Annotated in this window: 27 protein-coding genes and 2 pseudogenes; 19 read left to right on the forward strand and 10 right to left on the reverse strand. The window is 73.6% G+C overall.

Annotation, left to right across the window (positions count from 1 at the left end; translation table 11 throughout):
• The first annotated feature begins 105 nt into the window (after nt 1-105).
• From B085_RS0107150 to B085_RS0107200, 12 genes and pseudogenes are all read left to right on the forward strand, one after another.
• Nucleotides 106-492: a hypothetical protein gene (locus B085_RS0107150; RefSeq protein WP_086020675.1), complete on the forward strand. Its 387-nt coding sequence runs from the start codon at nt 106-108 to the stop codon at nt 490-492.
• Entirely contained in the window at nt 492-923 is a 432-nt protein-coding gene (locus B085_RS0107155; protein ID WP_037731260.1) for a response regulator, read from the forward strand. The genes B085_RS0107150 and B085_RS0107155 overlap by 1 nt, the downstream gene beginning before the upstream one ends.
• A gap of 105 nt (nt 924-1028) precedes the next feature.
• Nucleotides 1029-1487, forward strand: a complete 459-nt coding sequence (locus B085_RS0107160) for an ATP-binding protein (protein ID WP_018557885.1) — start codon at nt 1029-1031, stop codon at nt 1485-1487.
• Between the two features lie 155 nt (nt 1488-1642).
• On the forward strand, nt 1643-2209 hold the full coding sequence (locus B085_RS0107165) for an NADPH-dependent FMN reductase (RefSeq protein ID WP_018557886.1): 567 nt from the start codon (nt 1643-1645) through the stop codon (nt 2207-2209).
• Nucleotides 2210-2262: 53 nt separating this feature from the next.
• Nucleotides 2263-3114, forward strand: a complete 852-nt coding sequence (locus B085_RS0107170; protein WP_106434840.1) for a PP2C family protein-serine/threonine phosphatase — start codon at nt 2263-2265, stop codon at nt 3112-3114.
• A 9-nt stretch (nt 3115-3123) separates the two neighbouring features.
• Nucleotides 3124-4353 (forward strand): PP2C family protein-serine/threonine phosphatase, encoded by a 1230-nt coding sequence (locus B085_RS0107175; RefSeq protein ID WP_018557888.1) that lies wholly within the window; start codon nt 3124-3126, stop codon nt 4351-4353.
• A gap of 123 nt (nt 4354-4476) precedes the next feature.
• The gene (locus B085_RS0107180) at nt 4477-5088 is read left to right on the forward strand and encodes a DUF1349 domain-containing protein (RefSeq protein WP_018557889.1); all 612 of its coding nucleotides are present in this window, start codon (nt 4477-4479) and stop codon (nt 5086-5088) included.
• A 46-nt stretch (nt 5089-5134) separates the two neighbouring features.
• A complete protein-coding gene (locus B085_RS41605) occupies nt 5135-5371 on the forward strand; it encodes a hypothetical protein (protein ID WP_324603856.1) in 237 nt (78 codons plus the stop codon).
• 366 nt (nt 5372-5737) lie between these two features.
• A complete protein-coding gene (locus B085_RS48490) occupies nt 5738-6139 on the forward strand; it encodes a hypothetical protein (protein ID WP_106434841.1) in 402 nt (133 codons plus the stop codon).
• 362 nt (nt 6140-6501) lie between these two features.
• Nucleotides 6502-6762: pseudogene (locus tag B085_RS50540) on the forward strand (aldehyde dehydrogenase family protein); the annotation flags it as partial.
• A 79-nt stretch (nt 6763-6841) separates the two neighbouring features.
• The gene (locus B085_RS50545) at nt 6842-7405 is read left to right on the forward strand and encodes an aldehyde dehydrogenase family protein (protein ID WP_018557893.1); all 564 of its coding nucleotides are present in this window, start codon (nt 6842-6844) and stop codon (nt 7403-7405) included.
• 252 nt (nt 7406-7657) lie between these two features.
• Complete coding sequence (locus B085_RS0107200; protein ID WP_018557894.1) at nt 7658-8428, forward strand: hypothetical protein; 771 nt, start codon at nt 7658-7660, stop codon at nt 8426-8428.
• A 32-nt stretch (nt 8429-8460) separates the two neighbouring features.
• Here the strand turns inward: B085_RS0107200 and B085_RS0107205 are convergent, their stop codons facing one another.
• Nucleotides 8461-9384 carry an RNA polymerase sigma-70 factor gene (locus tag B085_RS0107205; RefSeq protein ID WP_018557895.1) on the reverse strand — a complete coding sequence of 308 codons (924 nt, stop codon included), beginning with the start codon at nt 9382-9384 and terminating at the stop codon, nt 8461-8463.
• A 411-nt stretch (nt 9385-9795) separates the two neighbouring features.
• On the opposite strand from B085_RS0107205, the gene lexA reads away from it, so the two are divergent.
• A complete protein-coding gene (lexA, locus tag B085_RS41620) occupies nt 9796-10494 on the forward strand; it encodes a transcriptional repressor LexA (protein ID WP_078619785.1) in 699 nt (232 codons plus the stop codon).
• A gap of 21 nt (nt 10495-10515) precedes the next feature.
• Here lexA and B085_RS0107215 read toward each other — a convergent pair whose 3' ends face one another.
• Nucleotides 10516-11190 (reverse strand): ThuA domain-containing protein, encoded by a 675-nt coding sequence (locus B085_RS0107215; RefSeq protein WP_018557897.1) that lies wholly within the window; start codon nt 11188-11190, stop codon nt 10516-10518.
• Nucleotides 11191-11296: 106 nt separating this feature from the next.
• Nucleotides 11297-12232, reverse strand: a complete 936-nt coding sequence (gene hemC / locus B085_RS0107220; protein WP_018557898.1) for a hydroxymethylbilane synthase — start codon at nt 12230-12232, stop codon at nt 11297-11299.
• Between the two features lie 156 nt (nt 12233-12388).
• Between hemC and B085_RS0107225 the strand changes: the two genes are divergently transcribed.
• On the forward strand, nt 12389-14119 hold the full coding sequence (locus tag B085_RS0107225; RefSeq protein WP_018557899.1) for a phospholipid carrier-dependent glycosyltransferase: 1731 nt from the start codon (nt 12389-12391) through the stop codon (nt 14117-14119).
• Between the two features lie 50 nt (nt 14120-14169).
• On the opposite strand, the gene B085_RS0107230 is transcribed toward B085_RS0107225, so the two are convergent.
• Nucleotides 14170-15093 (reverse strand): SAM-dependent methyltransferase, encoded by a 924-nt coding sequence (locus tag B085_RS0107230; protein WP_018557900.1) that lies wholly within the window; start codon nt 15091-15093, stop codon nt 14170-14172.
• 205 nt (nt 15094-15298) lie between these two features.
• On the opposite strand from B085_RS0107230, the gene B085_RS0107235 reads away from it, so the two are divergent.
• A complete protein-coding gene (locus tag B085_RS0107235; protein ID WP_018557901.1) occupies nt 15299-16207 on the forward strand; it encodes an NUDIX hydrolase in 909 nt (302 codons plus the stop codon).
• Nucleotides 16204-17097, forward strand: coding sequence for a phosphotransferase family protein (locus B085_RS0107240; protein ID WP_018557902.1), 894 nt, complete (start codon nt 16204-16206; stop codon nt 17095-17097). The genes B085_RS0107235 and B085_RS0107240 overlap by 4 nt, the downstream gene beginning before the upstream one ends.
• Here B085_RS0107240 and B085_RS0107245 read toward each other — a convergent pair.
• Complete coding sequence (locus B085_RS0107245; RefSeq protein WP_018557903.1) at nt 17065-17406, reverse strand: hypothetical protein; 342 nt, start codon at nt 17404-17406, stop codon at nt 17065-17067. The two genes, B085_RS0107240 and B085_RS0107245, sit on opposite strands and share 33 nt — an antisense overlap.
• A gap of 324 nt (nt 17407-17730) precedes the next feature.
• On the opposite strand from B085_RS0107245, the gene B085_RS50555 reads away from it, so the two are divergent.
• From B085_RS50555 to B085_RS0107255, 3 genes and pseudogenes are all read left to right on the forward strand, one after another.
• Nucleotides 17731-17979, forward strand: coding sequence for an FCD domain-containing protein (locus B085_RS50555; protein WP_026250765.1), 249 nt, complete (start codon nt 17731-17733; stop codon nt 17977-17979).
• A 15-nt stretch (nt 17980-17994) separates the two neighbouring features.
• Nucleotides 17995-18282, forward strand: a pseudogene (locus B085_RS49940) (FCD domain-containing protein); the annotation flags it as partial.
• A gap of 71 nt (nt 18283-18353) precedes the next feature.
• Nucleotides 18354-19931 (forward strand): Na+/H+ antiporter, encoded by a 1578-nt coding sequence (locus tag B085_RS0107255; protein WP_018557904.1) that lies wholly within the window; start codon nt 18354-18356, stop codon nt 19929-19931.
• A gap of 57 nt (nt 19932-19988) precedes the next feature.
• Here the strand turns inward: B085_RS0107255 and B085_RS0107260 are convergent, their stop codons facing one another.
• The 5 genes from B085_RS0107260 to B085_RS0107280 all read right to left on the reverse strand — a co-directional run bounded on the left by B085_RS0107260 (nt 19989) and on the right by B085_RS0107280 (nt 22243).
• Nucleotides 19989-20261 (reverse strand): UBP-type zinc finger domain-containing protein, encoded by a 273-nt coding sequence (locus B085_RS0107260; RefSeq protein WP_018557905.1) that lies wholly within the window; start codon nt 20259-20261, stop codon nt 19989-19991.
• A gap of 114 nt (nt 20262-20375) precedes the next feature.
• Nucleotides 20376-20903, reverse strand: coding sequence for a GNAT family N-acetyltransferase (locus tag B085_RS0107265; protein ID WP_018557906.1), 528 nt, complete (start codon nt 20901-20903; stop codon nt 20376-20378).
• 107 nt (nt 20904-21010) lie between these two features.
• On the reverse strand, nt 21011-21583 hold the full coding sequence (locus tag B085_RS0107270) for a Clp protease N-terminal domain-containing protein (RefSeq protein WP_018557907.1): 573 nt from the start codon (nt 21581-21583) through the stop codon (nt 21011-21013).
• Nucleotides 21584-21585: 2 nt separating this feature from the next.
• Nucleotides 21586-21795: an HTH domain-containing protein gene (locus tag B085_RS0107275; RefSeq protein WP_018557908.1), complete on the reverse strand. Its 210-nt coding sequence runs from the start codon at nt 21793-21795 to the stop codon at nt 21586-21588.
• An 88-nt stretch (nt 21796-21883) separates the two neighbouring features.
• Complete coding sequence (locus tag B085_RS0107280; protein WP_018557909.1) at nt 21884-22243, reverse strand: DUF6204 family protein; 360 nt, start codon at nt 22241-22243, stop codon at nt 21884-21886.
• Nucleotides 22244-22246 lie beyond the last annotated feature (3 nt).

Raw genomic sequence — 22246 nt, forward strand, 5'->3', positions numbered from 1 at the left:
TCCGCTTGCCTCGCCGCCGTCGGATGCCCGAGGGCGGTCCCCACTGTAACGGGCGCGCGACAACACTTGTTGTCGTACGTTTCGGCAGGTCCTAAGGTGGGGGCCATGCCTGGCACCCACTTCGCTCCGCGACCGCCGGAGGAAGAACTCGCCGCACTGGCGATCGGCACGGTCGACGACCTCGCCCGGCGCCTTGCACGTCATGCCCTCCGCCCGCTGACCGTTCCCGGGACCGCCGCCGACATCGACGGTACCCAAGCACGCGGGGAGGCCCTGGCGTACCTGCACATGCTCAACCTCCTCCAGCAGGCGATCGCACACCTGGAGAACCTCGCGGCCGAGCAGGCGGCCGCCGCAGGTGCCGGATACCCCCAGATCGGCCGACCCTGCAACATCAGCCGCCAGGGCGCCCGCCGCCGCTGGCCCGGCCTGGTGACCAGCGACACCCCCCACCGTCCCCCGCGGCGCACCGACCGGACCCGGAGCCAATGATGATGATCGCCCCAGCCCGCCCCCACGACGTGCTGCTGGTCGAGGACGACCCCGCGGACGCCATGCTCATCGGCGACGCCCTCGCAGAGCGCGGCGCCCGCAACCTCACCCAGGTCGAGGACGGCCTCGCCGCACTGGAGTACCTGCGCGACCCGGCGAACCGGCGCCCCGACCTGATCGTCCTCGATCTGAACATGCCCCGGATGAACGGCCACGAACTGCTGGCGATCCTCAAGAGCGACGAGGAGCTGCGCGCGATCCCCGTGGTCGTCCTCACCACCTCCGCGGCGCCCGACGACGTGACCGGCGCCTACCGGCAGCACGCCAACGCGTACGTCACCAAGCCCGTCAACCTCGACGATTTCGAGCGGGCCGTGCACAGCATCGACGCCTTCTACCTGGACACCGTCACCAAACTGCCCCGCCGGTGAGCATGGCCGGAAGCGGATGAGCGTCATACGCGGAATACGGGGTAGACGGACGGCTGGCCGCATCTGAGCGCGGCCGGCCGGGGAAGCAGTACGAAAGGCACCACCATGGAACCGAGGCTGGACGGCCGCACCGCCCACCTGGCCGACTGGCCCTGTATCCACGCGGGATTCGCGCACGAGGGGGACTCCGAGGCGATCTCCGCGGCCCGGCGCTTCGCCGCCGGGTTCCTCGCCCGCGTCCAGGGCGAGCACGGCGTGCCGGTACCGGTCGAGACGGTCGAGACCGCGCAGCTCGTCGTCAGCGAGCTGGTCACCAACACCTGCAAGTACGCTCCCGGCCCCGGTCTGCTGGACCTCGAGGTGGACGTCGACACGGCGACGCTGCTGGTGTCCGTGTGGGACACCAGCAGCACCCTCCCCCTGGCCCGCGCGGCCGAGCCGGGGCGGATCGGCCAGCACGGTCTGGAGATCATCCTCGCGCTGTGCGAGGGCTACGAGGTGCAGCGCCAGCCGGTGGGCAAGCGCATCACGGTCCGCATCTCCCTGGAGCCCCGGGTCCGCTGAGGCGCGTCACTCCCCCGCTCCGACGGCGATCGGGTGAACCCCGGGCCCGGCCGGGTTGGCCGGCGGGCACCCATGGAAGGTGCCTCAGGCGCCGGTCCGCCGATTCCGGCGTACCGCCCGGCCACCCGGAAACAGGACCGTCCAGGAGCCGCACCATGACCAGGATCGCCGTCATCCTCGGCAGCACACGCCCCGGGCGCATCGGGGAGGGCGTCGCCCAGTGGGTGTACGAGAACGCCGCGCTCCGCGACGACGCCGAGTACGAACTGGTCGACGTCGCCGACTACGCCCTCCCACTGCTCGACGAGCCGGTGCCGCCGTCGATGGGCCGGTACAGCCGCCCGCACACCTTCGCGTGGGCCGAGAAGATCGCCTCCTTCGACGGCTATGTCTTCGTGACGGCCGAGTACAACCACTCGATCCCGGGGGCGCTGAAGAACGCCGTCGACTACCTCTTCGCGGAGTGGAACAACAAGGCCGCCGGGTTCGTGGCGTACGGCAGCGCCGGCGGCACCCGCGCCGTGGAGCACCTGCGGCTGGTGATGGCCGAGCTGCGGGTGGCCACCGTCCGTGCGCAGGTGGCGCTCTCCCTCTTCCGGGACTTCGCCGACATGAGCCGCTTCGAGCCCGGTCCGCGCCGGGCGGGCGAGCTGGGCGTCGTCCTCGACGAGGTCGTGGCCTGGAGCCAGGCCCTGGCGCCGCTGCGCCACGCGCCGTCCTGACCCCGGCCCCACCAGCCCTTCCTCGTACCGTACGGCCCTCGTAGGGTCCTCCCATGGACGGACGGCAGGGGGGCGCGCCCGGGTGCGCGCGGTGCGGTGGGACGGTGGCCCCGGACGGTCACTGCTGGGACTGCGGCGTCGCGCAGCCGGCGTTCCGGTCGCGGGTGGAGGCCATCGCGGGCGGTGCGGCGGGCGTCAGCGACCGGGGGAAGCGGCGCGAGGTGAACGCCGACGCGATGGCCGTGACCACGGCCGGCGCGTGGACGATCGGCGTGGTGTGCGACGGGGTGTCCATGTCGCCCCGGTCCGAACGGGCCGCCCGGCTCGCCGCCGAGGTCGCCTCGGGCGCGCTGGCGCCGGCGCTGCTCTCCGGGACCGCGCCGGAGATCGCGCTCGAGGACGCCACCCGCCGAGCGGGACGCGCGGTCGCCGCGCTCGCCGTCTCTCCGGACGAGGCACCGGCCTGCACCTTCGTCGCGGGCGTCACCGGTCCGGGCGGCCTGTGGTGCGCCTGGATCGGCGACAGCCGGGCGTACTGGCTGCCGGACGAGGGCCTGGCCATCGCGCTGACCGACGACGACACCGGTGAACTGGACGCCCTGACCGGCTGGCTGGGCGCCGGGAGCGGCGAGCCGGCGCCGCGGGTGCGCAGCGGCCGGCCGTCCGTCCCGGGCCGCCTCCTGCTGTGCACCGACGGGCTGTGGCGGTACCTCCCCGGTGCCGAGGCCCTGCGCGACCGGCTGGCCGCCGCACCCGCCTCCGGGCTCGGCGGGGGGCCGCTGGACGGCGCGCGTTCGCTGGTCGGGTACGCGCTCGACGCGGGCGGCCACGACAACGTGACGGCCCTGCTGCTGCCCGTACCGGCCGGAGTTCCGCCACGGGCGGGGTCGGCGGGAGAGGTGTAAGCAAGAGGTATGCGTCTTGCACCACGCGCAGGCACCTACTGGTCCGCGGAGCGGAATCCCGCCCTGATCGCGGTCCCGGTTCTGCTGATCGTGGCGATCGTCATCAGCGATCTGCTGATCCCCACGGAGGGCCACCTGGGCCCGCTCCTGGTGGTGGCGCCGGCGCTGACCGCGTCGTTCGGCGGGCTCCGGCTCACCGCCCTCATCGGGGGGCTCGCGGTGGCGGCGCTCACCGTGGTGTCGGTGGCCGACGGCACCATCACCACCTCGTACCGCCAGAGCGAGATCATCGCGCTGGTCCTCGTCTCCGCCTTCACCGTGGTCTTCGTCAGGCTGCGCGAACGCCACCAGGCCGAGCTGCAGCAGGTGCGCTCGGTGGCGGAGGCAGCGCAGCAGGTCGTCCTGCAGCCGCTGCCGGAGCTCATCGGCCCGTTGCGGCTCGCCTGCGACTACCAGGCCGCCGAGGACCAGGCCCGGATCGGCGGCGACCTGTACGCGGCGGTGCGCACGCCCGGCGGCACCCGGCTGCTCATCGGGGACGTCCGGGGCAAGGGCCTGCCCGCGATCGGCGACGCCTCCCTGCTGCTCGGAGCGTTCCGCAGCGTCGCCTACCGCGCTCCGCCGCTGCCCGCGCTGTACGCGCACTTGGAGGCCACGGTGTCCTGGAAGGCCGCGCAGGCCGGCGGTGACGGCCTGCAGGAGGACGCCGCGGTCGAGTCGTTCATCACCGCGATCCTGGTGGACTTCCCCGACGACCGTCCCGAGGTACGCATCCTCAACTGCGGCCACCCGCCCCCGCTCCGGCTGGCCGCCGACGGCCTGACGCCGCTCGACCCCAGCCAGCCGGCGCCGCCCATCGGTCTGGGGCTGCTGCAGCCCTCGCACCCGGGCGTGGACACCTTCCCCTTCGCTCCCGGCGACATCCTGCTGCTGTACACCGACGGCGTCACCGAGGCCCGTGACGGGTCCGGCCGCTTCTACCCCCTCGCCGAGCGCGTCGCGTCCTGGCGGGGTCGCGAGACCCCGGAGGACCTGGTGCGGCACGTACGCGAGGACCTCCTCGCCTATTGCGGCGGACGGCTCGGCGACGACGCCGCGTTGATCACCGTGCGGCGGGAGCGTGCGGGCATCGTCCTGTCGCACGGACCGCAGACGGTCGACGCCCCGTCGGCGCTGTCCGGCGGCCCCGAGCCCGGTCCGTCCACGAGGGTGCCGCCCTCCACCCCCGAGCGGGAATGAGCCGCGGCCGCGCCCCGCCCGTGTGTTCCGCGGCCGGAACGCTGATCTACGCTGGGCCCGCCCCACGCCAGAGGCGGCCCGCGGCAACGTGTCCGCGGGCCCGTCCCACCGGAAGGACGGACCATGAACGAGCAGCGCCCGGTCGACTGGGACGAGGCCACGTGGCTCAACGCCCCGCAGCACGCGGAGGCGGACGGATCGGGGATGCTGGTGACCACCCGCGACCGCAGCGACTTCTGGCGCACCACCGCTTACGGCTTCGTCCGCGACGACGGGCATGCGCTGCTCGCCGCGTTCCCGGCGGACTCGTCGACGGAGGTGACCTTCCGCGCGGACTTCGACACGCTGTACGACCAGGCCGGGCTCATGATCCGCGTCGACGCGGAGACCTGGGTCAAGGCCGGGATCGAGATGTCCGACGGTGTGCCGCACCTCGGCGCGGTCGTCACCCGCGGGGTGTCGGACTGGTCTCTGGCGCCGGTGCCCGACTGGGCCGGGCACTCCGTCACCGTGCGCGCCAGCCGCTCCGGGGACGCGGTCACGATCCGCGCACGCCGCGACGACGGCCCCTGGCGGCTGGTCCGGCTGGCCCCGCTCGCCCCGGACGCCGTCGCCACCGCGGGACCGTTCTGCTGCTCCCCCGAACGCGCCGGCCTGCGCGTGTCGTTCACCGGTTTCACCCGGGGCGCGGCCGACTCCGCGCTGCACGAGGAGCCGCAGCAGGCGGGCGCATAGGGGGCCCTGAGGGCCACGGAGGGCTGGTGAGGACACGATGGGGTTCGTGGGCGAGACCTGGCGGGTGCTGAGCGACGGGGAACCCGTCTGGGAGATCACGGTCGAGGAGGCCGGCTTCCCGTGGCTGTCGGGGCGGTTCGCTCCCGCCCCCGTCTTCGCCCGGGTCGGGCCGCTGTTCGCCCGGGAACTCGCACTGATGCAGGCCGCGATGACCGCACCGGCCGATGAGGACGAGCCCTGGGCCGCGTGGGAGTCGGCCTACGGCGAGGTGCGCGCGCGGTGACGCTGTGCTCGCCCTCGGGGCCCGTGGCCGAGTTCCTGCTGCACATCGAGGACGACCAGGCCTGGTTCCGGTGGAGCGACGAGCCCTTCGACGACGACTCGCCGAGCGGCTGACGCCCCCGGTTCCGGCGCTTCCCCCCTGAGCCTGGTAGTGGCACTACCAGGCTCGCTCCTTGACGTCACGACCTGGCGGTCGGAGCGTGGGGGACGTGGACGAATAGTGGCAAAGGCAACATTTCGAACATCACCACTTGACTGTGGGACTCACAATCCGCAGCGGGGGGTGGGGCGCCGACCGGACTGTCCGGCGTAGTTGCCCTTGAACCGTGTCCACGCCCAGGAACCCGACCTGGCTAGGAGAGTTCTCATGCGTATTTCCAAGTGGCCCCTCGCCGCAGTGGCAGGCCTTGCGCTCGCCCTTGGGGGTGCGGCCTCAACGGCCGTCGCGGCACCGACGAGCTCACCGGCCTCAGCAGCAGTCAGTTACGCAGAACACGGCGGCGGTGGCGGCGGTGGCGGCGGCCACGGCGGCGGCGGCGGTGGCGGTCACGGTGGTGGCGGCTACGGCGGCGGCTACGGCGGTTACGACCGCGGCTACGGCGGCTGGGGCGGCTGGGGCGGCTACGGCGACCACGGCGGCGGCTGGGGCGGCGGCGGCCACGGCGGCGGCGGTGGCGGCTACGGCGGCGGCGGTGGCGGCTACGGCGGCGGTGGCGGCGGCCACGGCGGTGGCGGCGGCGGCCACGGCGGTGGCGGCGGCGGCCGGTAAGACCCCCCACCGGGCACCGGTCCACGACCGGCACCCGGCGCCGTCCGAACGTCCGGCCACCGGCAACCACAGGCCTGCGACCAGCGTTTCGGCGGCGCACCTCACGGAAGCGGAAGCCGCGCCCACGGGAGACCGGTGGGCGCGGCTTTCGCGCGTGACTTCCCGCGCGGCGCCCGGCAGATCGAACAAGTGACGAATCATCTCTTACGGAATGTTTCCCGTGAAAAATTCCGTAAGTGGCATATCGGCACCTGCTCGGGTCACCGGACCCGGCCGCCCGGGTCGCGGCGGTCCGGCGGGTTCGGGGAGCCGCCATGCGCGGAGGAAGGACTGCCGCACCCGCCCGAGCGGGCCGCCCGTCCATGGCGACCGGCCGACGGGGCTGCGCCGGCCCGGGCCGCGCTGAGCAGGGCCGGCGGCGGGCGCCCGCCCGCTCCCCGCACGACCGCTCCCTGCTCGGGCGCGCCGCGCAGGCCGCACCGGGCGACGCCGACGTCGCCGTCGCGACGGCGCGCGCGGCCTTCAACAGCGGGCCGTGGCTGCACATGGACCCCGAGGAGCGGCAGGAGGTGATCCGCCGCGTGAACGGGCTGCGCGAGGAACGCGCGGCGGAGGCCGCGGCGCGGGTGTCCGCCGCGACGGGGACGCCCCGCCGGTTCGCGGACGCGGAGCAGGCCTCCCTCACGCGGCGGGTCGACGCCTGTGAAGGCCGCCGAGGAGCAGGGCTGGGAGGAGACCGTCCGTTCCCGCGACCCCTCCCCGGCGTTCGACACCATCGTGCGGCGCGAGGCCGTCGGCGTCGTCGCCGCGCTCATCCCCCGGGAGGTCGTCGCGGCGGTCGCGGAGGCCGTGGGATCCCTGAAGGTGGGCGACCCGGCCGATCCGGACACCTCGATCGGGCCGATGGCCGGCGGTGAGCGGCGGGAACGCCTGATGTCGTACATCGACCTCGGTGCAGAGGAGGGCGCTCGCCTGGTGACGGGCGGTTCCCGGGTCCCCGCCGGTCTGGAGCAGGGCTACTACGTGACCCCGACGGTCCTCGCGGACGTCGACCACCGCATGCGCATCGCCCAGGACGAGATCTCCGGCCCGGTCCTCACGGTCATCGCCCACGACGGGGACGACGACGCCGTGCGGCTGGACAACGACTCCGAGTACCGCCTGCCAGGCGGCGTCTGGTCGGCCGACCCCGAACACGCCGTCGCCGTCGCGCGCCGGCTGCGCACGGGCGCCGTGGCCGTCAACGGGACCGCGACGGGCCGGTAGGGGACGGCCGGGCTCGACGGGTACGTCGTCCACCGCACGATCACCCTGCCCCGCTGAGCGCGCCCCTATTTCCGACCTCCGGTGTCCTCCGGCCACGGAAAGGGGCCTGGAACCGCGCCGATTCCATCCCACCGGTCCCTCCGGCACCGCACCGGGACGGAGGCGGAGTGAGTAGCCGTACTCATGCCCGGGCCCCGACCGGGCGGGACGATGAAGGCGACGAGAGCTCGGATGGGGGGGGTGGAGGCGGGCATGGGGAGATTCCTGGGCGCGGCGCTGGCGTCGGCGGTGACGGCGGGTGCGCTGGCCTTGGTCTACGCGGTGGGCGCGCCGCTGCCCGTGGTCCTGGGTACGGGAGCCGGGGTGCTGTGCCTGCTGTGGCTGCTCGTCCTGCTCACGGTGCCGTGGAACGTCTACTTCCGGGCACGGTCGGTGCTGGCCGAGATCGCCGTGAGCCGGGAGAAGGGGCTGACGGTCCCTCAGGCACGGGACGCCGAGGCCGCGCGGATCGCCCGGACGATGCTATGGGTCGCCCTGGCGGGTCATCTGCTCACGGCGGCCGGGGTGGTGGCGGCAACGGTGGCGTCCGGCCGCGGCGCGGGGTACTGGATCGCCGGATTCTTCCTCCTGAGCACGGTGTTCCGTCCGGCGGGCGCGTGGTTCGGACAGCTGCGGAGACGGCTGGGCACCCTGCTGAAGGACGTCACCCATCCGCGGGACGACGTCCTGGCGCTGAAGCAGCGCGTCGAGCGCACGGACAACGGCGTCAAGGTCCTCGAGGGCAAGGCCGAGGAGCAGTACCGGGCCCTGGCCGAACTGCGGCGGACGGTCGACGCGCTGGGTGTCTCGGTGTACGAGCGGGCCGAGGACGCCGACCGCCGGATCACCGCGCTGGCGCGGGAGTTCGAGGCCACGATCGACCGGCTCACGGACAACGAGGAGATCATCACGGGCCTCAAGGCCTTCCTCCGCCTGCTGCGCGCGGGGGACGTCGCCCCCGGCCGGACCGCCGCCGACGCCTGACGCGTCGGCTCCCGGTACGACCCGGGCCGGGCCTACGCGGACGGCTCGGCCGGGCCCGCCGCCACGGAGCTGAAGCCCGTCAGCTTCGCCGGGTTCAGCACCCACATCAGCTGGTCGATGCCCCGCTCGGAGGCGGTGATGCTCAGCAGGGCCATCGGCGTGCCGGCGTGGATGACGAGTGCCGCGGTCTGCCCGTTCGCCTCGACCCACACCACGTCCGTGTCGAGCCAGAAGCGCGGGGCGAAGGCGGTGATGAACCGCGCCACCTTGGCACTGCCGAAAACGGGGACCTTGGCGGCGTTGCGCACGGCGCCGCCACCGTCGCCGTAGTTCACCACGTCCGTGGCGAGCAGCTTCTCCAGGCCGGCCATGTCGCCCGCCCGGGCGGCCGCCACGAACGCCTCGAGGAGGCGGCGGTGCTCCGCCGTGCCCACCTGCTCGCGCCGCCCGGCGGCGATGTGCTTGCGGGCGCGGCTGACCAGTTGACGGGAGTTGGCCTCGCTCAGGTCGAGTACGCCGGCGATCTCGCGGTACGGGTAGTCGAACGCCTCGCGCAGCACGTATGCCGCCCGCTCGGTGGGCGTCAGCCGCTCCAGCAGGAGCAGCACCGCGATCTCCACCGCCTCGCCGCGTTCGGCGCCCAGCGCGGGGTCGGAGCGGGTGTCGACCGGTTCGGGGAGCCAGGGCCCGACATAGCCTTCGCGCCGGACGCGGGCGGACTGGGTGACGTTGATGGCCAGCCGGGTCGTCGCGGTGGTCAGGAACGCGGTCGGGTTCTCCACCGCGTCGCGGTCCGTTGCCTGCCATTTGAGCCAGACGTCCTGGACGACGTCCTCGGCCTCCGCGGCGCTGCCGAGCATCCGGTACGCGATGCCGAACAATCGGGGGCGCAGGGCCGTGAACACCGCCGCGGCCTCGTCGAGCGAACCGTCGCGCTCCGCGTCCCCTGGCTGCATCGTCGCGTTTTCCTCCACCGTCACATCTGCCCTGCCAGCCGTTCCAGCCTACACAGAGGGCGATTTCCTCCGGGCCGGGGGGCACGCCGTCCCCGAGCCCGGTCCCCGTGATTCCGGGCTTGCCATCGCCGTACGGGTCGCCGGGCGGATGTCCCCGCCGGGGCCGGGGAATTGCGGCCGCATTCCGGTCCGATTCCCGCCCCATTCCGCTCCGGCCCTCGAACATACGACCCCCAATAGCCGACCGGGCGGCCGCTCGGTTCGTGACAGCGAAATCAGCCCGCGATCCCCGCCCGTTCCGCGCGGCGTGCGCACGGATCTTCACTGAATTTCGCACACGCGTTCCAAAAGCGTCCTGGAGCAGGGTAACGTTACGTATCGCAGCGAGATCCGCACAGGGAGGGACGGGGCATGGAGCCCACCACTACGACAGTGCGCCGTGGGCGTCCGCAGGGCTCGGACAATCCCGGCCCGGACGGGCTGACCAACCGTCAGACCCGCATCGTCGAGGCGATCCTGAGCTCGGTGGAGAACCGCGGATTCCCGCCCTCGATGCGCGAGATCGGTGAGGCCGTGGGCCTGGCCAGCACCTCCTCGGTCGCGCACCAACTGGCGGTGCTGCAGCGCAAGGGCGTCATCGAACAGGATCCGCACCGCCCGCGCGCCTACCGCGTGCGGTGCTCCTGGCCCTCGCAGCACGACGCCGAGCCGGGCGCGCAGCCCGTCAGCGCCTCGCCGTCCGCGCGGGTGCCGGTGATCGGCCGCATCGCGGCCGGTACGCCGATCCTCGCCGAGGAGCAGGTCGACGAGGTCTTCGTGCTCCCCCGGCAGATCGTCGGCGCCGGCGAGCTGTTCGCCCTCAAGGTGGTCGGCGACTCCATGACGGGTGTCGCGATCTGCGACGGCGACTGGGTCACGGTGCGCAGTCAGGACGCGGCCGACCACGGCGACATCGTGGCCGCGATGATCGACGGCGAGGCCACCGTCAAGCGGCTCAAGCACGAGGGCGACCGGGTCTGGCTCATGCCGCACAACCCGGCCTACGACCCCATCCCCGGCGAGGAGGCGGTCATCCTGGGCAAGGTGGTCGCCGTGCTGCGGCGCCTCTGAGCGCGGGCACGAAGGCCCCGCTCAGTCCGCCGCCCCGGGCAGCACCGACCGGAGCCCGCCCAGCAGGTGGGCCCGGAAGGCGGCGTCCTGGTAGGCCTCCGCGGAGTGGCCCAGCGCCGTGTAGAAGACGGGCCCTCCGCCGTACTCGTGGCACCAGACCAGCGGATGGTCGGCGCCCATCGAGCCACCCGTGTACGAGGACTCGTCGGCGGAGGCCAGGACCCGCACCCCGGGGCGGGGGCTGCGGTCGAAGTCGTACCACTCGTCGGTGACCTTCCAGGCCCCGCCCAGGTGCGCGGTGGCCGGATGGGCGGCGTCCTCGACCAGGACCGTGCCCTTCTGCAGGGGCGGATGCCCTGTGAAGCGCGCGCCCAGCAGCTCCCCGTAGTACGGCCAGTCGTACTCGGTGCAGGCCGCGGCGTGCACGCCCATGAACCCCGCGCCGTCCGCGTGGTGCGCCGCGAGGGCGGCCCGGCCCGCGTCGCCGAGCACCTCCCCGCTGGTGGAGAGGAACACCACGGCGTCGTACGGGCGCAGGCGCGTCCCCTCGAAGTCCTCGGGCCGTTCGGTGGCGTCCACCCGGAAGCCTTGCTGCTCCCCCAGTTCGGTGAGGGCCCTGACCCCGTCGGGGATCGAGTCGTGCCGGTAGGCGGTGGTACGGGTGCAGACGAGCACGCGGGGGTGGCGGCGGGACAATCGGCTCTCCCAGGGCGGTGACGGACGGCGGCCGGCAGTTGTCGGCCGGCGGCGCCCACCAGTCTCCCCGGCGCCGCCGCGGGGTCAAGAGCCGCCCCGGGTCCCGTCAGTGCCCGATGCTGTCGATCAGCTCGCGGGCACCCTGCCGCAGCAGTGCCACCGCGACCGACGTCCCGAGGGTGGCGGGATCCAGGGGGCCGGCCCACTCGTGGGCGTCGAGGACGGTCTTGCCGTCCGGTGAGAAGACCCGGGCCCGCAGCGAGAGCCTGCCGTCGCGTTCGGCGCGGGCGTAGCCGGCGATCGGGCTGTTGCAGTGGCCCTGAAGGACGTGCAGGAACATCCGCTCGGCCATGGTCTCCCGGTGCGCGGCCGGGTCGCCGAGGTCGCTCACGACGTCGATCGTCTGGGCGTCGCCCTCCCGGCACTGCAGGGCCAGGACGCCGGCACCGATCGGCGGGATCATCGTCTCCACGGGCAGCACCTCGCTGATGACGTCGGTCCTGCCGATGCGCTCCAGCCCCGACACGGCCAGGAGCAGCGCGTCCGCGTCGCCCGCCGCGAGCTTCTCCAGCCGCCGGTTGGCGTTGCCCCGCATGGGGACGCAGGTCAGGTGCGGGTGCGAGGCCATGATCTGCGCGATGCGGCGCACGGACGAGGTGCCGATGCGCGTGCCGGGAGGGAGCCGGTCGAGCGTGAGCCCACCGGGGTGCACCAGCGCGTCGCGGATGTCGTCCCGCTTCAGGAACGCGGCGAAGACCGTACCGGCGGGCAGCGGACGGTCGGCGGGGACGTCCTTGACGCAGTGAACGGCCAGGTCGGCCCGGCCCTCCAGGAGTGCGGCGTCCACCTCCTTGGTGAACGCGCCCTTGCCGCCGAGCCGGGCGAGGTCGCCCATCCAGCGGTCACCGGACGTGGTGACGGGCACGACCTCGGTCCGGATGCCGGGGTTGAGCGCGGCCAGTTCCGCGCGAACGCGCTCGACCTGGGCCAGCGCCATCGGGGAGGAGCGGGAGACGATGCGGATCAGCTCGGGGACTGCCATGAGCCCACGGTACGGCGTCCCGCACGCGTCCCGCGCAACAGCCCCAACCCCGCGCGTGGGGGCGACGGCGGGGCTAGTCTGTCCCGCGGCGCCCACCCGCAGGGCGTCGGCGCGGGGACACGGCGCCACAGGGACACGCGACGGGGTAAGCGCACCATGACGCAGGAACGGCCCTCGCCCGCCGCGGTGTCCCCCGATCCGGCGACACCCGCCGCCGTCGTCACGGTGCCGGTGCGCCGCCTCCCGGTTCCCGCGCGGCACCGCAGCACGCTCTACGTCCTGGCCGTGCTGGCGTTCCTCGCGCAGATGGCGTTCGCGATGGTCACGACGGCCGTCCGGCAGACGCCCACCATCGACGAGCCGGTGTACGTGGGCACCGCGACGGTCTATCTGCGGGAGCACAGCCTGCGGTTCAACCCCGAACACCCGCCGCTCGGGAAGCTGGTCATCGCCGGCGGCCTGGCCTTCGCCCACCCGCGCCTCGACCCGGCCTTCGAGGGCGACCAGACGGAGCTCGGGCGCAGCGTCCTGTACGAGTCCGGCAACGATCCCTGGCGCCTGATGCTGGCGGCCCGGCTGCCGATGATCGCACTGACGCTGCTGTTCGGACTGGTGGTGCTCGCCTTCGCGCGCGATCTCACCGGGCCCCTCGGGGGGCTGCTCGCGCTCGCCCTGTACGCGTTCTCCCCGGACGTGATCGCGCACGGCTCGCTCGCCACCCTCGACGTCCCGGCCGCCGGTTTCCTGCTGACGTCGGTGTGGGCGCTGTGGCGGGCCCGCGAGCGTCCCCGGCTCCATCTGCCGCTCGCCGGGGCGGCGTTGGGCGCGGCGCTCGCCACGCGGATGAGCGCGCTCCCCGCGGTGCCGGTCCTGCTGCTCCTGGCCGCGCTGTCGGTACGGCACGCGGACGGGCGGGGGACGGAGCGGCCCGGCACCGCACGGTCGCTGCGGCGCGCCGCGGTCGCGGCGGGCGTGGTCGGGCTCGTCGCCGTCGCCGTGGTGTGGGCGGCCTACCTGGCCGTCGACCCGCGGCTGCGCTGGACGGCGCCGGACACCCTGCCGGACCTGCACGGCCTGCGGGCCCTGGCCGTGGACGCCCTCCCGCTCCCCCGGGCGTACGCGGACGGGATGGCGGTCCAGTTCGGTTTCGAGGACTCGACGTTCGAGGGCTTCCTCTTCGGCCGTCACTACAGCGGGGCGCTCTGGTACTACCTGCCCGCCGCGGTGCTGGTGAAGACCCCGCTCGGCATGCTCGCCCTGTGGCTCGCCGGCACGGCCGCGCTGCTCGCCGTTCCCCGGCTGCGCGCCGTTCCCCGGCTGCGCGCCGCCGCGCCGTATCTGCTCGTCCCCGCCGCCGTGCTGACGGCGGCCGCCATGACCGGATCGCGGGACTTCGGCGTCCGCTACGTGGTCTTCCTGCCGGTGTTCGGGGCGGTCGCGGCGGCCTGTGTCACCGCCCTGCGGCGCCGGTGGGCGGACGTGGCCGCGGCGGCGCTCGTCGCCTTCGTCGCCGTCAGTTCGCTGCGGACCTTCCCGTACTACCTGCAGTACTCCAACGAGGCATTCGGCGGCACGTCGAAGACCCATCTGCGCCTGCACGACTCCAACGTCGACTGGGGCCAGGACCTGGGCCTTCTCGCCGACCGGCTCCGTGAGAGGTATCCCGGGGAGCGGGTGTGGCTGGTCTACAAGGGCAGCGGAGTCCCCGCCCACTACGGCATCGACGCCGCCGACCCGCGCAAGGTACCCGAGGACCGGGTGCACGGGCTGCTCGTGGTGTCGGACTCCTCGGTCGCCAAGGCAGAGGGCCGACTGGCCGAACTCATCGCCGGCAGCGAGCCGATCGACGAGGTGGGGCACTCGATCACGATCTACCGCCGCGGCTGACGCACGCCGCCGCGTCCCCTTCCGGGAAGGCGGCGCCGGGCGCCGCGGCGTCAGGGCTTGCGCGCCACCACGGCGTAGACGTTGATGTCCGCGTCGGTGACGTCGGTGATGCTCCGGTAGCGGATCTTGTCGATGTCCTCGAGGCCCTCGACGAACTCCGGGGAGGCGTCGGCATGGGCGGCGAGGGTGTCGTCGGCGTCGTCCGGGCGCCAGTGGTGCACCGGGACGAGGCCGGGCTCCACGATCTCCAGGCCGTTGTCCGTGACGAAGCGCAGCACCTCGGCGTGCTCGCGGAGCACGAAGGAGAAGCCGCGGTCCTGGTAGGTCTTGGCGACCTTGGCGATCTGCTCCGCGTTGAGGTCGGAGGTGAGGTGGCTGAGCACGAGGTGGCTTCCCGAGGGCAGCGCGTCGACGAGGTGCTTGACGATGCCGTAGGCCTCGTCGTCCTCGACGAAGTGCAGGACGGCGACGAGCACGAGCGCGACGGGCTCGGTGAGGTCCAGCGTGCCGGCCGCCGCGCGCAGGATCGCGGCGGGGTCGTGCAGGTCCGCGTCGATGTAGTCGGTCCGGCCCTTCGGTCCGCTGGTCAGCAGCGCCCGCGCGTGAGCCAGGACGACCGGGTCGTTGTCGACGTACACCACGCGCGCGTCGGGGACGATGCGCTGGGCGATCTGGTGCACGTTCTCCTGCGTGGGCAGCCCGGTGCCGATGTCGAGGAACTGGCGGATGCCGGTCTCGCCCGCGATGTGGTTCACCGCGCGGCGCAGGAAGTCCCGGTTGTGCCGCACGTCCAAATAGCCGCGGGGATTGGCGGCCAGCGCGGCCGCGGCCGCCTCGCGGTCGACGGGGTAGTTGTCCTTGCCGCCGAGGAAGACGTCGTACACGCGCGCCGGATGCGCCTTGGTGGTGTCGATCCGCCTGCGGAGCTGCTCGGCGGAGTCGTAGTCGTTGGGAGCTTCGCTGCCGCTGGTCATGGCCATCCCCTGGGGACTCGAATACGCGATCTGATCTGCACACAACTTAGCTGGTGAAGCAGCGAGTTGGTGCCACCCCCACGGACTTGTCCCAGCGGTCCGCGGGGGGGGTGCGCGCAGAAAGGCCGGAACGGGCCTGCCGTCGGACGTCCCCGATCGTTGACCTTGGTGACCGCACGTCCCCGGAACCGCCCTGGAGGCTCGCTTGACCTCGGTCCACGCCGCTGAACCGGCCGCAGAACCCCGCAACGCCTCGGTGCTCGTCCACAACGACCGCGGCGAGTACCTCCTGCACCTGCGGGACCGCGGTCCCGGCATCCGGAACCCCGGCACGTGGTCGCTGCCCGGCGGCGGCCGTGAACCGCACGACGTGTCCCTGGAGGCGACGGCCCGCCGTGAACTGCGCGAGGATGCGGGGCTCGACCTGCCGGCGCTGCGCGCCTTCGCGGTGGAACTCGTCCACGACCAGGAAGGGTCGTTCCTCCCGGTCCAGGTGTTCACCGCCCGCTGGAACGGCGACCCGGACGCCCTGGAACTCACCGGAGGCGTCATGCTCCGGTGGTTCCGGCCCGAGGTCATGCCGCGGCTCCGGCTGGGCCACTCGACCCTGGAGCTCGTCCGCCGGCACGCCGGCCCGGCCGCCGCGCCCGGCGCCGGCACGGTGGCGGGCGGCCGGAGCGAGCTGCACATCGTCGGCGCGCACCTGTACCTGGAGAACCCCGCCGGCGAGGTCCTGCTGGGGCTGCGCCACCCCGACTCCGCGTTCGCCGGCGGTGAGTGGCACTTCCCGGCCGGGCACTGCGAACGGGAGAGCGCCGTGGCGTGCCTGGTCCGGGAGGCGGACGAGGAGGCGGGCCTGCGGATCAGCCCGCAGGACGCAGAGTTCGCGCACGCCGTGCACCTCCTGGACGCGGCGGGCGGCCGGCCCCGGATGCAACTGGTCTTCCGGGTACGTCGCTGGCAGGGCGAACCGGTGGTCCGTGAGCCCGACAAGTGCCTGTCCTGGCGCTGGTGGCACCCGGACGCCCTCCCCGAACGCCTCGTGCCGTACACCCGGGCCGCGATCGAGGGCATCCGGGCGGGCCGCGCCTACACCGAGTCGGGTTGGGCGTGAACTCCGCACCGGGCGGCCCGGGATCCGCGGTGCGCCGCTTCGCGGAGCGCGCGGTCGGCCCGATCGCGCGCTGGACGGACGCGTCCTGGCCCCGTGAGGGCAGCCGGGTGTGGCGGGCCGACGGTGCGGACGGCCTCGTCAGGTACGTCAAGGTCCACCAGAACGACCGCTTCCACGGCCGGGAGGTGACCGCCTACCGGACGTGGGTGCCTGCCCTGGGAAATGCCGCACCGCGCCTGGTCGCGGCCGACGAACGGCTGCCGGCGGTCGTCGTCACCGCCGTCCCCGGCCGCCCCCTCGGCGACGGTGTGCTCCGCACCCCGGAGGAGGAACGAGCCGTCTTCGTCCGCATCGGCGCGCTCGCCGCCGCCGTACACGGCAGCACGCCGCCCCGCACCCCTTCCGCGGGCGAAGGGCAGCCTGCCGTGCGCAGGCTGGACCGGCACCTGGACGGCGCCCGTGCCCACCTGGGCCCGGGGGACGAGGAGTTCGTCCGGGCTCTGGCGGCCCGGTCAGCCGGCCTTCCCGCCCTCGACCTGGTCCCCACGCACGGCGACTTCCAGTTGCGCAACCTGCTGTGGTCCGGCCGGCTCGCCGTGATCGACTTCGAGCGCAGCGAGCCGCAACCGGCTCTCCGGGACCTCGTACGGCTCTCCGACGCCTGGACCGGCCGGCCGGACCTGCACGAGGCCTTCCTGACCGGCTACGGGCGCCGGCTCACGCCGCTGGAGGAGGAACGCCTGGCCGTGGACAGCGCCCTCGACGCCGTCTCGGGCATCCAGTACGGCGCCGCGCACGACGATCCCGAGGTCCTCGCCCGCGGACTGCGCACCCTCGCCATGCTCCGCTCCTCGTCCTCACCCGGGTTGCGAGAGCGTGAGAGGCGGTGAGGGCGGCCCGAAATGAGCGGCGATGATGCGCACGGTGTGGGTGCCGTCGGCGTTGAAGGCGGGGTCCGCGTCGTACCGCGGGGTGTCGCGGCCCACGATGCCCGCGTCGAGGAGTTCACGGACGAGCAGGTCGGCCGAGCCGCCCGCGCGCCGGGACTCGCGTCGCATGCCGAAGTTGAAGTAGGTCCCCTCGAAACCGCCCGAAGCGTGGGTGAACTGGATCGGGTGCTCGTCGCAATGGGGGACCACGTAGTTCTGCCCGTGCGGGCAGGGGCATGGTGGCGTGGAGGCCAGGAAGACGCTTTCCACCGACGCACCTCCGGGGTCGCTCGCACGATGCGCGTGGCGGAAGCCGGTGAGATCGCGTGCCAGTTCCCCGGCTTGCGACCGGCGGGGAGCAGTGTAGGCGTCGTGGGTCAGCCAGACCCAGCCCGCCCCCGATCCGCTAGCGAGGGCACCCCGGCCCTGGGCGGCATCCGCCGCCTGTGCGCGCTCGACACGGTGCGCGCCCGGATAGACATGGCCATTCGATCTAGGCCTGCTCGCCCCCGGCGAGCGGCTGCCCGCCGCGGCGGTGATCGCCACGGCGCTGGACGTCGGCGAGATCACGGTGCGCCGGGCGCTGGTGGCCCTGTGCGACGACGGGCTGCTGGAGCGCCGCCGCGGCCACACGGCGGCACGCTGGTCGCGCAGCATCCGGCGAAGGGCTCGGTCAGCGCGGTCGGCAGCTACCGCTCCGACACCGACGCGGTGCGCCGGCTGATCGACCACCGGCTGGTCCTGGAGTGCGGCATCGCCCATCTCGCCGCCCGCCACGCCGACGACGCCGCGCTGCGCGAACTGGAGCGGCTGGTCGACGTCATGGACCGGGTGACCGGCTGAGCCGAGTTCCACCGCCATGACGAGGAGTTCCACCTCCCGGTCGCCTCGGCCACCGGGACACCGTCGGTCGTCGTCCCGTACGCGGCGGTCGTCCGCGAGCTCTACCGGTACTACCTGCCCTACCCGCTCGACGCGCTGCGCGCCTCCAACGCCGAGCACCGGGCCCTGGTCCGCGCCCTGCGCCAAGGGGACCGCGCGGCAGCTGCCGCGGTCGCCCAGGAGCACGTCCAGACCCTGCACCGAACGATGTTCATCGGCCTCCCCGACGCCGTGCCCGCCCCCGCGGCCACCACCGGGGGCTGATCCGCCCGCCCCACCAGTACAGTCGTGCCACACGTGCGGCGTGCGCCGCCACAGGGCTGGAGGGGACGTCCGTGGAGGGGCTGGCACTGGTCACGCTCATGGTCGGTGCGGTGCTCGTCACCGCCGTCGCCCGGCGTATGGGGGTGTCTCCCCCGCTGCTGCTGGTCGCCGTCGGCCTGTGCGCGTCCTTCGTGCCGGGGATCCCCGCCTACGCCATCGAGCCCGAACTGGTGATGGTGCTGGTCCTGCCCCCGCTGCTGTACTCCTCGGCGCGGGAGAGTTCCTACCTGCGCTTCCGGGACAATCTGCGCCCCATCGGTCTGCTGGCCGTGGGGCTGGTGCTGTTCACCACCGTCGCGATCGGCTATGCGGCGTTCTGGCTGGTTCCGGGGCTGCCGCTGGGCTCGGCGCTGGTGCTGGGCGCGGTGCTGTCGCCGCCCGACGCGGTGGCGGCGACCTCCATCGGGCGCCGGCTGGGGCTGCCGCGCCGCCTGCTGACCGTACTGGGCGGCGAGAGCCTGGTGAACGACGCCACCGGGCTGACGGCCTACCGCGTGGCCATCGCGTCCGTGGCCGGCGCCGGCTACACCCTGCTGCAGGGCGTGGGGGTCTTCCTGATGGCGGCGGTCGGGGGCTCGCTGATCGGCCTGGCGATCGGCTGGCTGGCCCGCATCGGCCACCGCTTCCTGCCCGGTGACCTGGCCAGCGCGCTCGGGCTGCTCGTGCCGTTCCTCGCCTATCTCGCCGGCGAGGAGGCGCACACCTCGGGGGTACTGGCCGTGGTCGTGGCCGGCCTGTACCTGGGGCACCGCTCCCCCGACACGGAGGCGACCTCCCGGCTGCAGGTGTACGCGGTGTGGAGCGCCCTCGACACGGTGCTGGAAGCCCTCGTCTTCGCCCTGATCGGCCTGCAGGTGCGGGGCATCGTCGACACCGTCGACACGGGCGTGGCGCGACTGGTCGCGGCCGGTGCCGCGCTGACGGCGGTGACCGTGGCCGCGCGCGTCGTGTGGGTCTACCCCGGGACGTACCTGCCACGGCTGATGTTCCCGCGGATCCGGGCACGCGACCCGTATCCCCCCTGGCAGTACCCGGTGGTGCTCTCCTGGGCGGGCATGCGCGGCGTGGTCTCGCTGGCCGCCGCCTTCGCGGTGCCGGAGACCACCGACAGCGGCGCGCCGTTCCCCGGCCGCGACGAGATCCTGTTCCTGACCTTCTTCGTCACGGTCGGCACGCTGCTGCTGCACGGCATGACGCTGCCGCCGCTCATCCGGCGGCTCGGCATCTGCAACAAGGAGGCGTACGAGGACGCTCTGGCCGAGGCGAACGCCCAGCACAGCGCCGCCCGTGCGGCATTGGCGCGCCTGGAGGAACTGTCCGGGAACCAGGGCTCCCACCAGGCCGTGCTGGAGACTCTCCGGCAGACCGCGGAGGCCCGCCGCAACGCCGCGTGGGAACGGCTGGGCGGCCCGACCGGCGGCGGCGCGGAGCCGCCGAGCGTGGCCTACCGGCGGCTGCGCCGCGCGATGCTGGACGCCGAACGGCAGGAGTTCGTGCGCTTCCGCGACGAACGGCTCATCGACGACGAGGTGCTGCGCCACGTCATGCGCGAACTGGACCTGGAGGAGGCGGCGCTGCAGCGCGAGTAGCGGTGGGCCTTGGCCTCAGCGCCCTGCCCTCAAGATCCTGGCCGCAGGATCCTGGCCTCAGCCCATGGACTCGTGGACGAAGCACCAGCGCCATTCCTCGCCCGGCTGGTACGAGCGGATCACGGGGTGGCCGGTGGCCTCGTAGTGCGCCGTGGCGTGCCGGCCCGGGGAGCTGTCGCAGCAGCCGATGTGGCCGCAGGTGAGGCACAGCCGCAGATGGACCCAGTCGTGGTGTCCGGCGGCCAGGCAGTCGGCGCAGCCGTCGTCCGGCGGCGTGGCGGCGACGTCGGCCGGGGCCTGCTCGAGATCGGGACATGTTGCTGTCGTCACGCCGGCCCCCTGTGCCGTCTGCGGATCACTGCCGATGGAGGCCCCAGGCTACGTCAACCCCGCGCCGCGCGCGATCAACGTCGTCCCGGGGCGTCCAGGCGCGGGGGCCGCGGCTCAGTCGCGGAGTTCGCCCTCCAGGAGGCCCATCGTGAACATGTCGTACCACCGGCCGTCGCGCCGGAAGACCTGGCGCAGCCGGCCCTCTTCGACGAAGCCCACCTTCCGGTAGACGTGGTGCGCCGCCTCGTTCTCGGTCACGACGGTGAGCGAGATCTTGTGCAGGCGCATCTTCTCGAAGCCGTAGCGGCACATCGTGCGCATGGCGTCCGTGGCGTAGCCGCGACCCCAGTACTCCTTCTCGCCGAGGTAGATGTCGAGTTCGGCGCACCCGGTCTCGGGCTCGGCGTCGCGCAGCCGCACGAGGCCGATGAGCCGTCCGTCCTCCCGCACCTCGATCCCGTGGAGCACGTCGCCGTAGGCGTTGCGGGGCCGCTCCTCCATGCGCTTCCTCACCTGCGCGAGGGGCTGGGCATAGCCGTCGTCCATCCAGCGCATGACCTCGGGGTCGTGGTTCCAGCGCCACAGCGCCTCGGCGTCCGAGGGCTCCATCGGGCGCAGGGTCACCAGTCGTCCGGGCACCATGGGGCGGCCCCCCTTCGGGTCGGCATGATCGTCGTCACGGAAACCCGCCAGAATTAGCACGGCCGCCGTCGCACGATCAACCCGATTGCCCTCCGCGGGCCGCGCGTTCAGCTCGCCTCGGCTCTGCCCCCGCCCTCCGCCGCGAGCACGCGCTCGACGTCGGCCCACGAGGCGCCGTGCTCGGCGAGGACGTCCGCGACCACGCCGGGGCCGACGGCGAGGGCGAGCAGGATGTGCTCGTCCCCGATGTGGCGGTCACCCCGGCCCACGGCGGCCCGCAGGGAACGCTCCAGGACGCCCTTGGCCCCGCGGCTGAACGGACGCCGCCCCGCCGGCCGCCACCGGCGGGGCCCGCGTCCGGTGGCGAGGGCGCCGGCGCCGTGGGCGTCCTCGACACGGGCGACGATCTCGGCGACGTCGATGCCGAGTCCGGCCAGCGCCTCGGCATCGGCCCGCGAGACGCCGCCGCGCCGGCGGGTCTCGTCCAGCGCCTCCTCCAGGGCCGCGCGGCGCCGGTCGACGCCCAGCGCGGCCAGGGCCGCGGAGGCCCGGGTGCCCTCCCGGTCGAGCAGCGACAGCAGCAGGTGGTGCTCGGTGACCGCCGGGTCGCCCGCTCGCTCGGCGTGCCCGACCGCGCCCTCGACGACCCCCCGCGCGCTCTTGGTGAACTTCTCGAACATCCTCAATGCCTCCCGTACTTCTTGTGCACGGCCTGCCTGCTGACGCCGAGTTCGTGGGCGATCTCCTGCCACGACCACCCCTGCGCCCGCGCGCTCCTGACTTGTACGGTCTCCAGCTGCTCCAGCAGCCGCCGCAGCGCGGCGACGGCCCGCAGCCCGACCCTCGGGTCGCGGTCACCCGCCCGCTCGGCGAGATCGGTTGCCTCGGTCATGTCTGTCAATTTACGTTGACACACATGGGGGTGTCAACCCGAGTTGACAGCGCGGTGGGGTCAGGGGCGATGTGTCAGGGGCGAAGTGTCAGGCGTCCCCTCGCGCGGCGGCACGGCGCTGCCTCTTCCCCAGCGGTGCCTGGGAGAGGTCCTCGGCCTGGGACCTGAGGTTCTTGTGGCCGTAGCCGCGCTCCCCCAGCCACGCCCTGGCCGCCTCCTCGGCACGTTCGGTCGCCTCGAGGATGTCCTCCTCCGCCTCCCCGGAGTCGAGGAAGCGGAAGGTGAAGGCGGGGCGTGCCGCGATGTCGTAGGTGAGGTGGCCCTCGGGGGTGAAGGCCGCGCGCAGGACGTCGTGTTCCGGTGCGCGGGAGAGGAGTTCCGAGCGCTGCTCGGCGGTGAGTCCGTCGAAGACGCCGCGGACGGTGACGCGGAAGGTGCGTGTGCTCATCCG

The sequence above is a fragment of the Streptomyces sp. BoleA5 genome, from assembly GCF_000373665.1.
Classification (GTDB): domain Bacteria; phylum Actinomycetota; class Actinomycetes; order Streptomycetales; family Streptomycetaceae; genus Actinacidiphila.

What these genes read in the sequence shown, in the direction of transcription:
- B085_RS0107280 (WP_018557909.1), bottom strand. Translation starts at nt 22,243, where the DNA reads ATGAGCACACGCACCTTCCGCGTCACCGTCCGCGGCGTCTTCGACGGA.
- B085_RS0107205 (WP_018557895.1), bottom strand. Translation starts at nt 9,384, where the DNA reads ATGCAGCCAGGGGACGCGGAGCGCGACGGTTCGCTCGACGAGGCCGCG.
- B085_RS0107170 (WP_106434840.1), top strand. Translation starts at nt 2,263, where the DNA reads ATGGACGGACGGCAGGGGGGCGCGCCCGGGTGCGCGCGGTGCGGTGGG.
- B085_RS48490 (WP_106434841.1), top strand. Translation starts at nt 5,738, where the DNA reads ATGCGTATTTCCAAGTGGCCCCTCGCCGCAGTGGCAGGCCTTGCGCTC.
- B085_RS0107275 (WP_018557908.1), bottom strand. Translation starts at nt 21,795, where the DNA reads ATGACCGAGGCAACCGATCTCGCCGAGCGGGCGGGTGACCGCGACCCG.
- B085_RS0107270 (WP_018557907.1), bottom strand. Translation starts at nt 21,583, where the DNA reads ATGTTCGAGAAGTTCACCAAGAGCGCGCGGGGGGTCGTCGAGGGCGCG.
- B085_RS0107150 (WP_086020675.1), top strand. Translation starts at nt 106, where the DNA reads ATGCCTGGCACCCACTTCGCTCCGCGACCGCCGGAGGAAGAACTCGCC.
- B085_RS0107230 (WP_018557900.1), bottom strand. Translation starts at nt 15,093, where the DNA reads ATGACCAGCGGCAGCGAAGCTCCCAACGACTACGACTCCGCCGAGCAG.
- B085_RS0107225 (WP_018557899.1), top strand. Translation starts at nt 12,389, where the DNA reads ATGACGCAGGAACGGCCCTCGCCCGCCGCGGTGTCCCCCGATCCGGCG.
- hemC (WP_018557898.1), bottom strand. Translation starts at nt 12,232, where the DNA reads ATGGCAGTCCCCGAGCTGATCCGCATCGTCTCCCGCTCCTCCCCGATG.
- B085_RS0107175 (WP_018557888.1), top strand. Translation starts at nt 3,124, where the DNA reads ATGCGTCTTGCACCACGCGCAGGCACCTACTGGTCCGCGGAGCGGAAT.
- B085_RS0107200 (WP_018557894.1), top strand. Translation starts at nt 7,658, where the DNA reads ATGGGGAGATTCCTGGGCGCGGCGCTGGCGTCGGCGGTGACGGCGGGT.
- B085_RS0107265 (WP_018557906.1), bottom strand. Translation starts at nt 20,903, where the DNA reads ATGGTGCCCGGACGACTGGTGACCCTGCGCCCGATGGAGCCCTCGGAC.
- B085_RS0107180 (WP_018557889.1), top strand. Translation starts at nt 4,477, where the DNA reads ATGAACGAGCAGCGCCCGGTCGACTGGGACGAGGCCACGTGGCTCAAC.
- lexA (WP_078619785.1), top strand. Translation starts at nt 9,796, where the DNA reads ATGGAGCCCACCACTACGACAGTGCGCCGTGGGCGTCCGCAGGGCTCG.
- B085_RS0107165 (WP_018557886.1), top strand. Translation starts at nt 1,643, where the DNA reads ATGACCAGGATCGCCGTCATCCTCGGCAGCACACGCCCCGGGCGCATC.
- B085_RS0107160 (WP_018557885.1), top strand. Translation starts at nt 1,029, where the DNA reads ATGGAACCGAGGCTGGACGGCCGCACCGCCCACCTGGCCGACTGGCCC.
- B085_RS0107155 (WP_037731260.1), top strand. Translation starts at nt 492, where the DNA reads ATGATGATCGCCCCAGCCCGCCCCCACGACGTGCTGCTGGTCGAGGAC.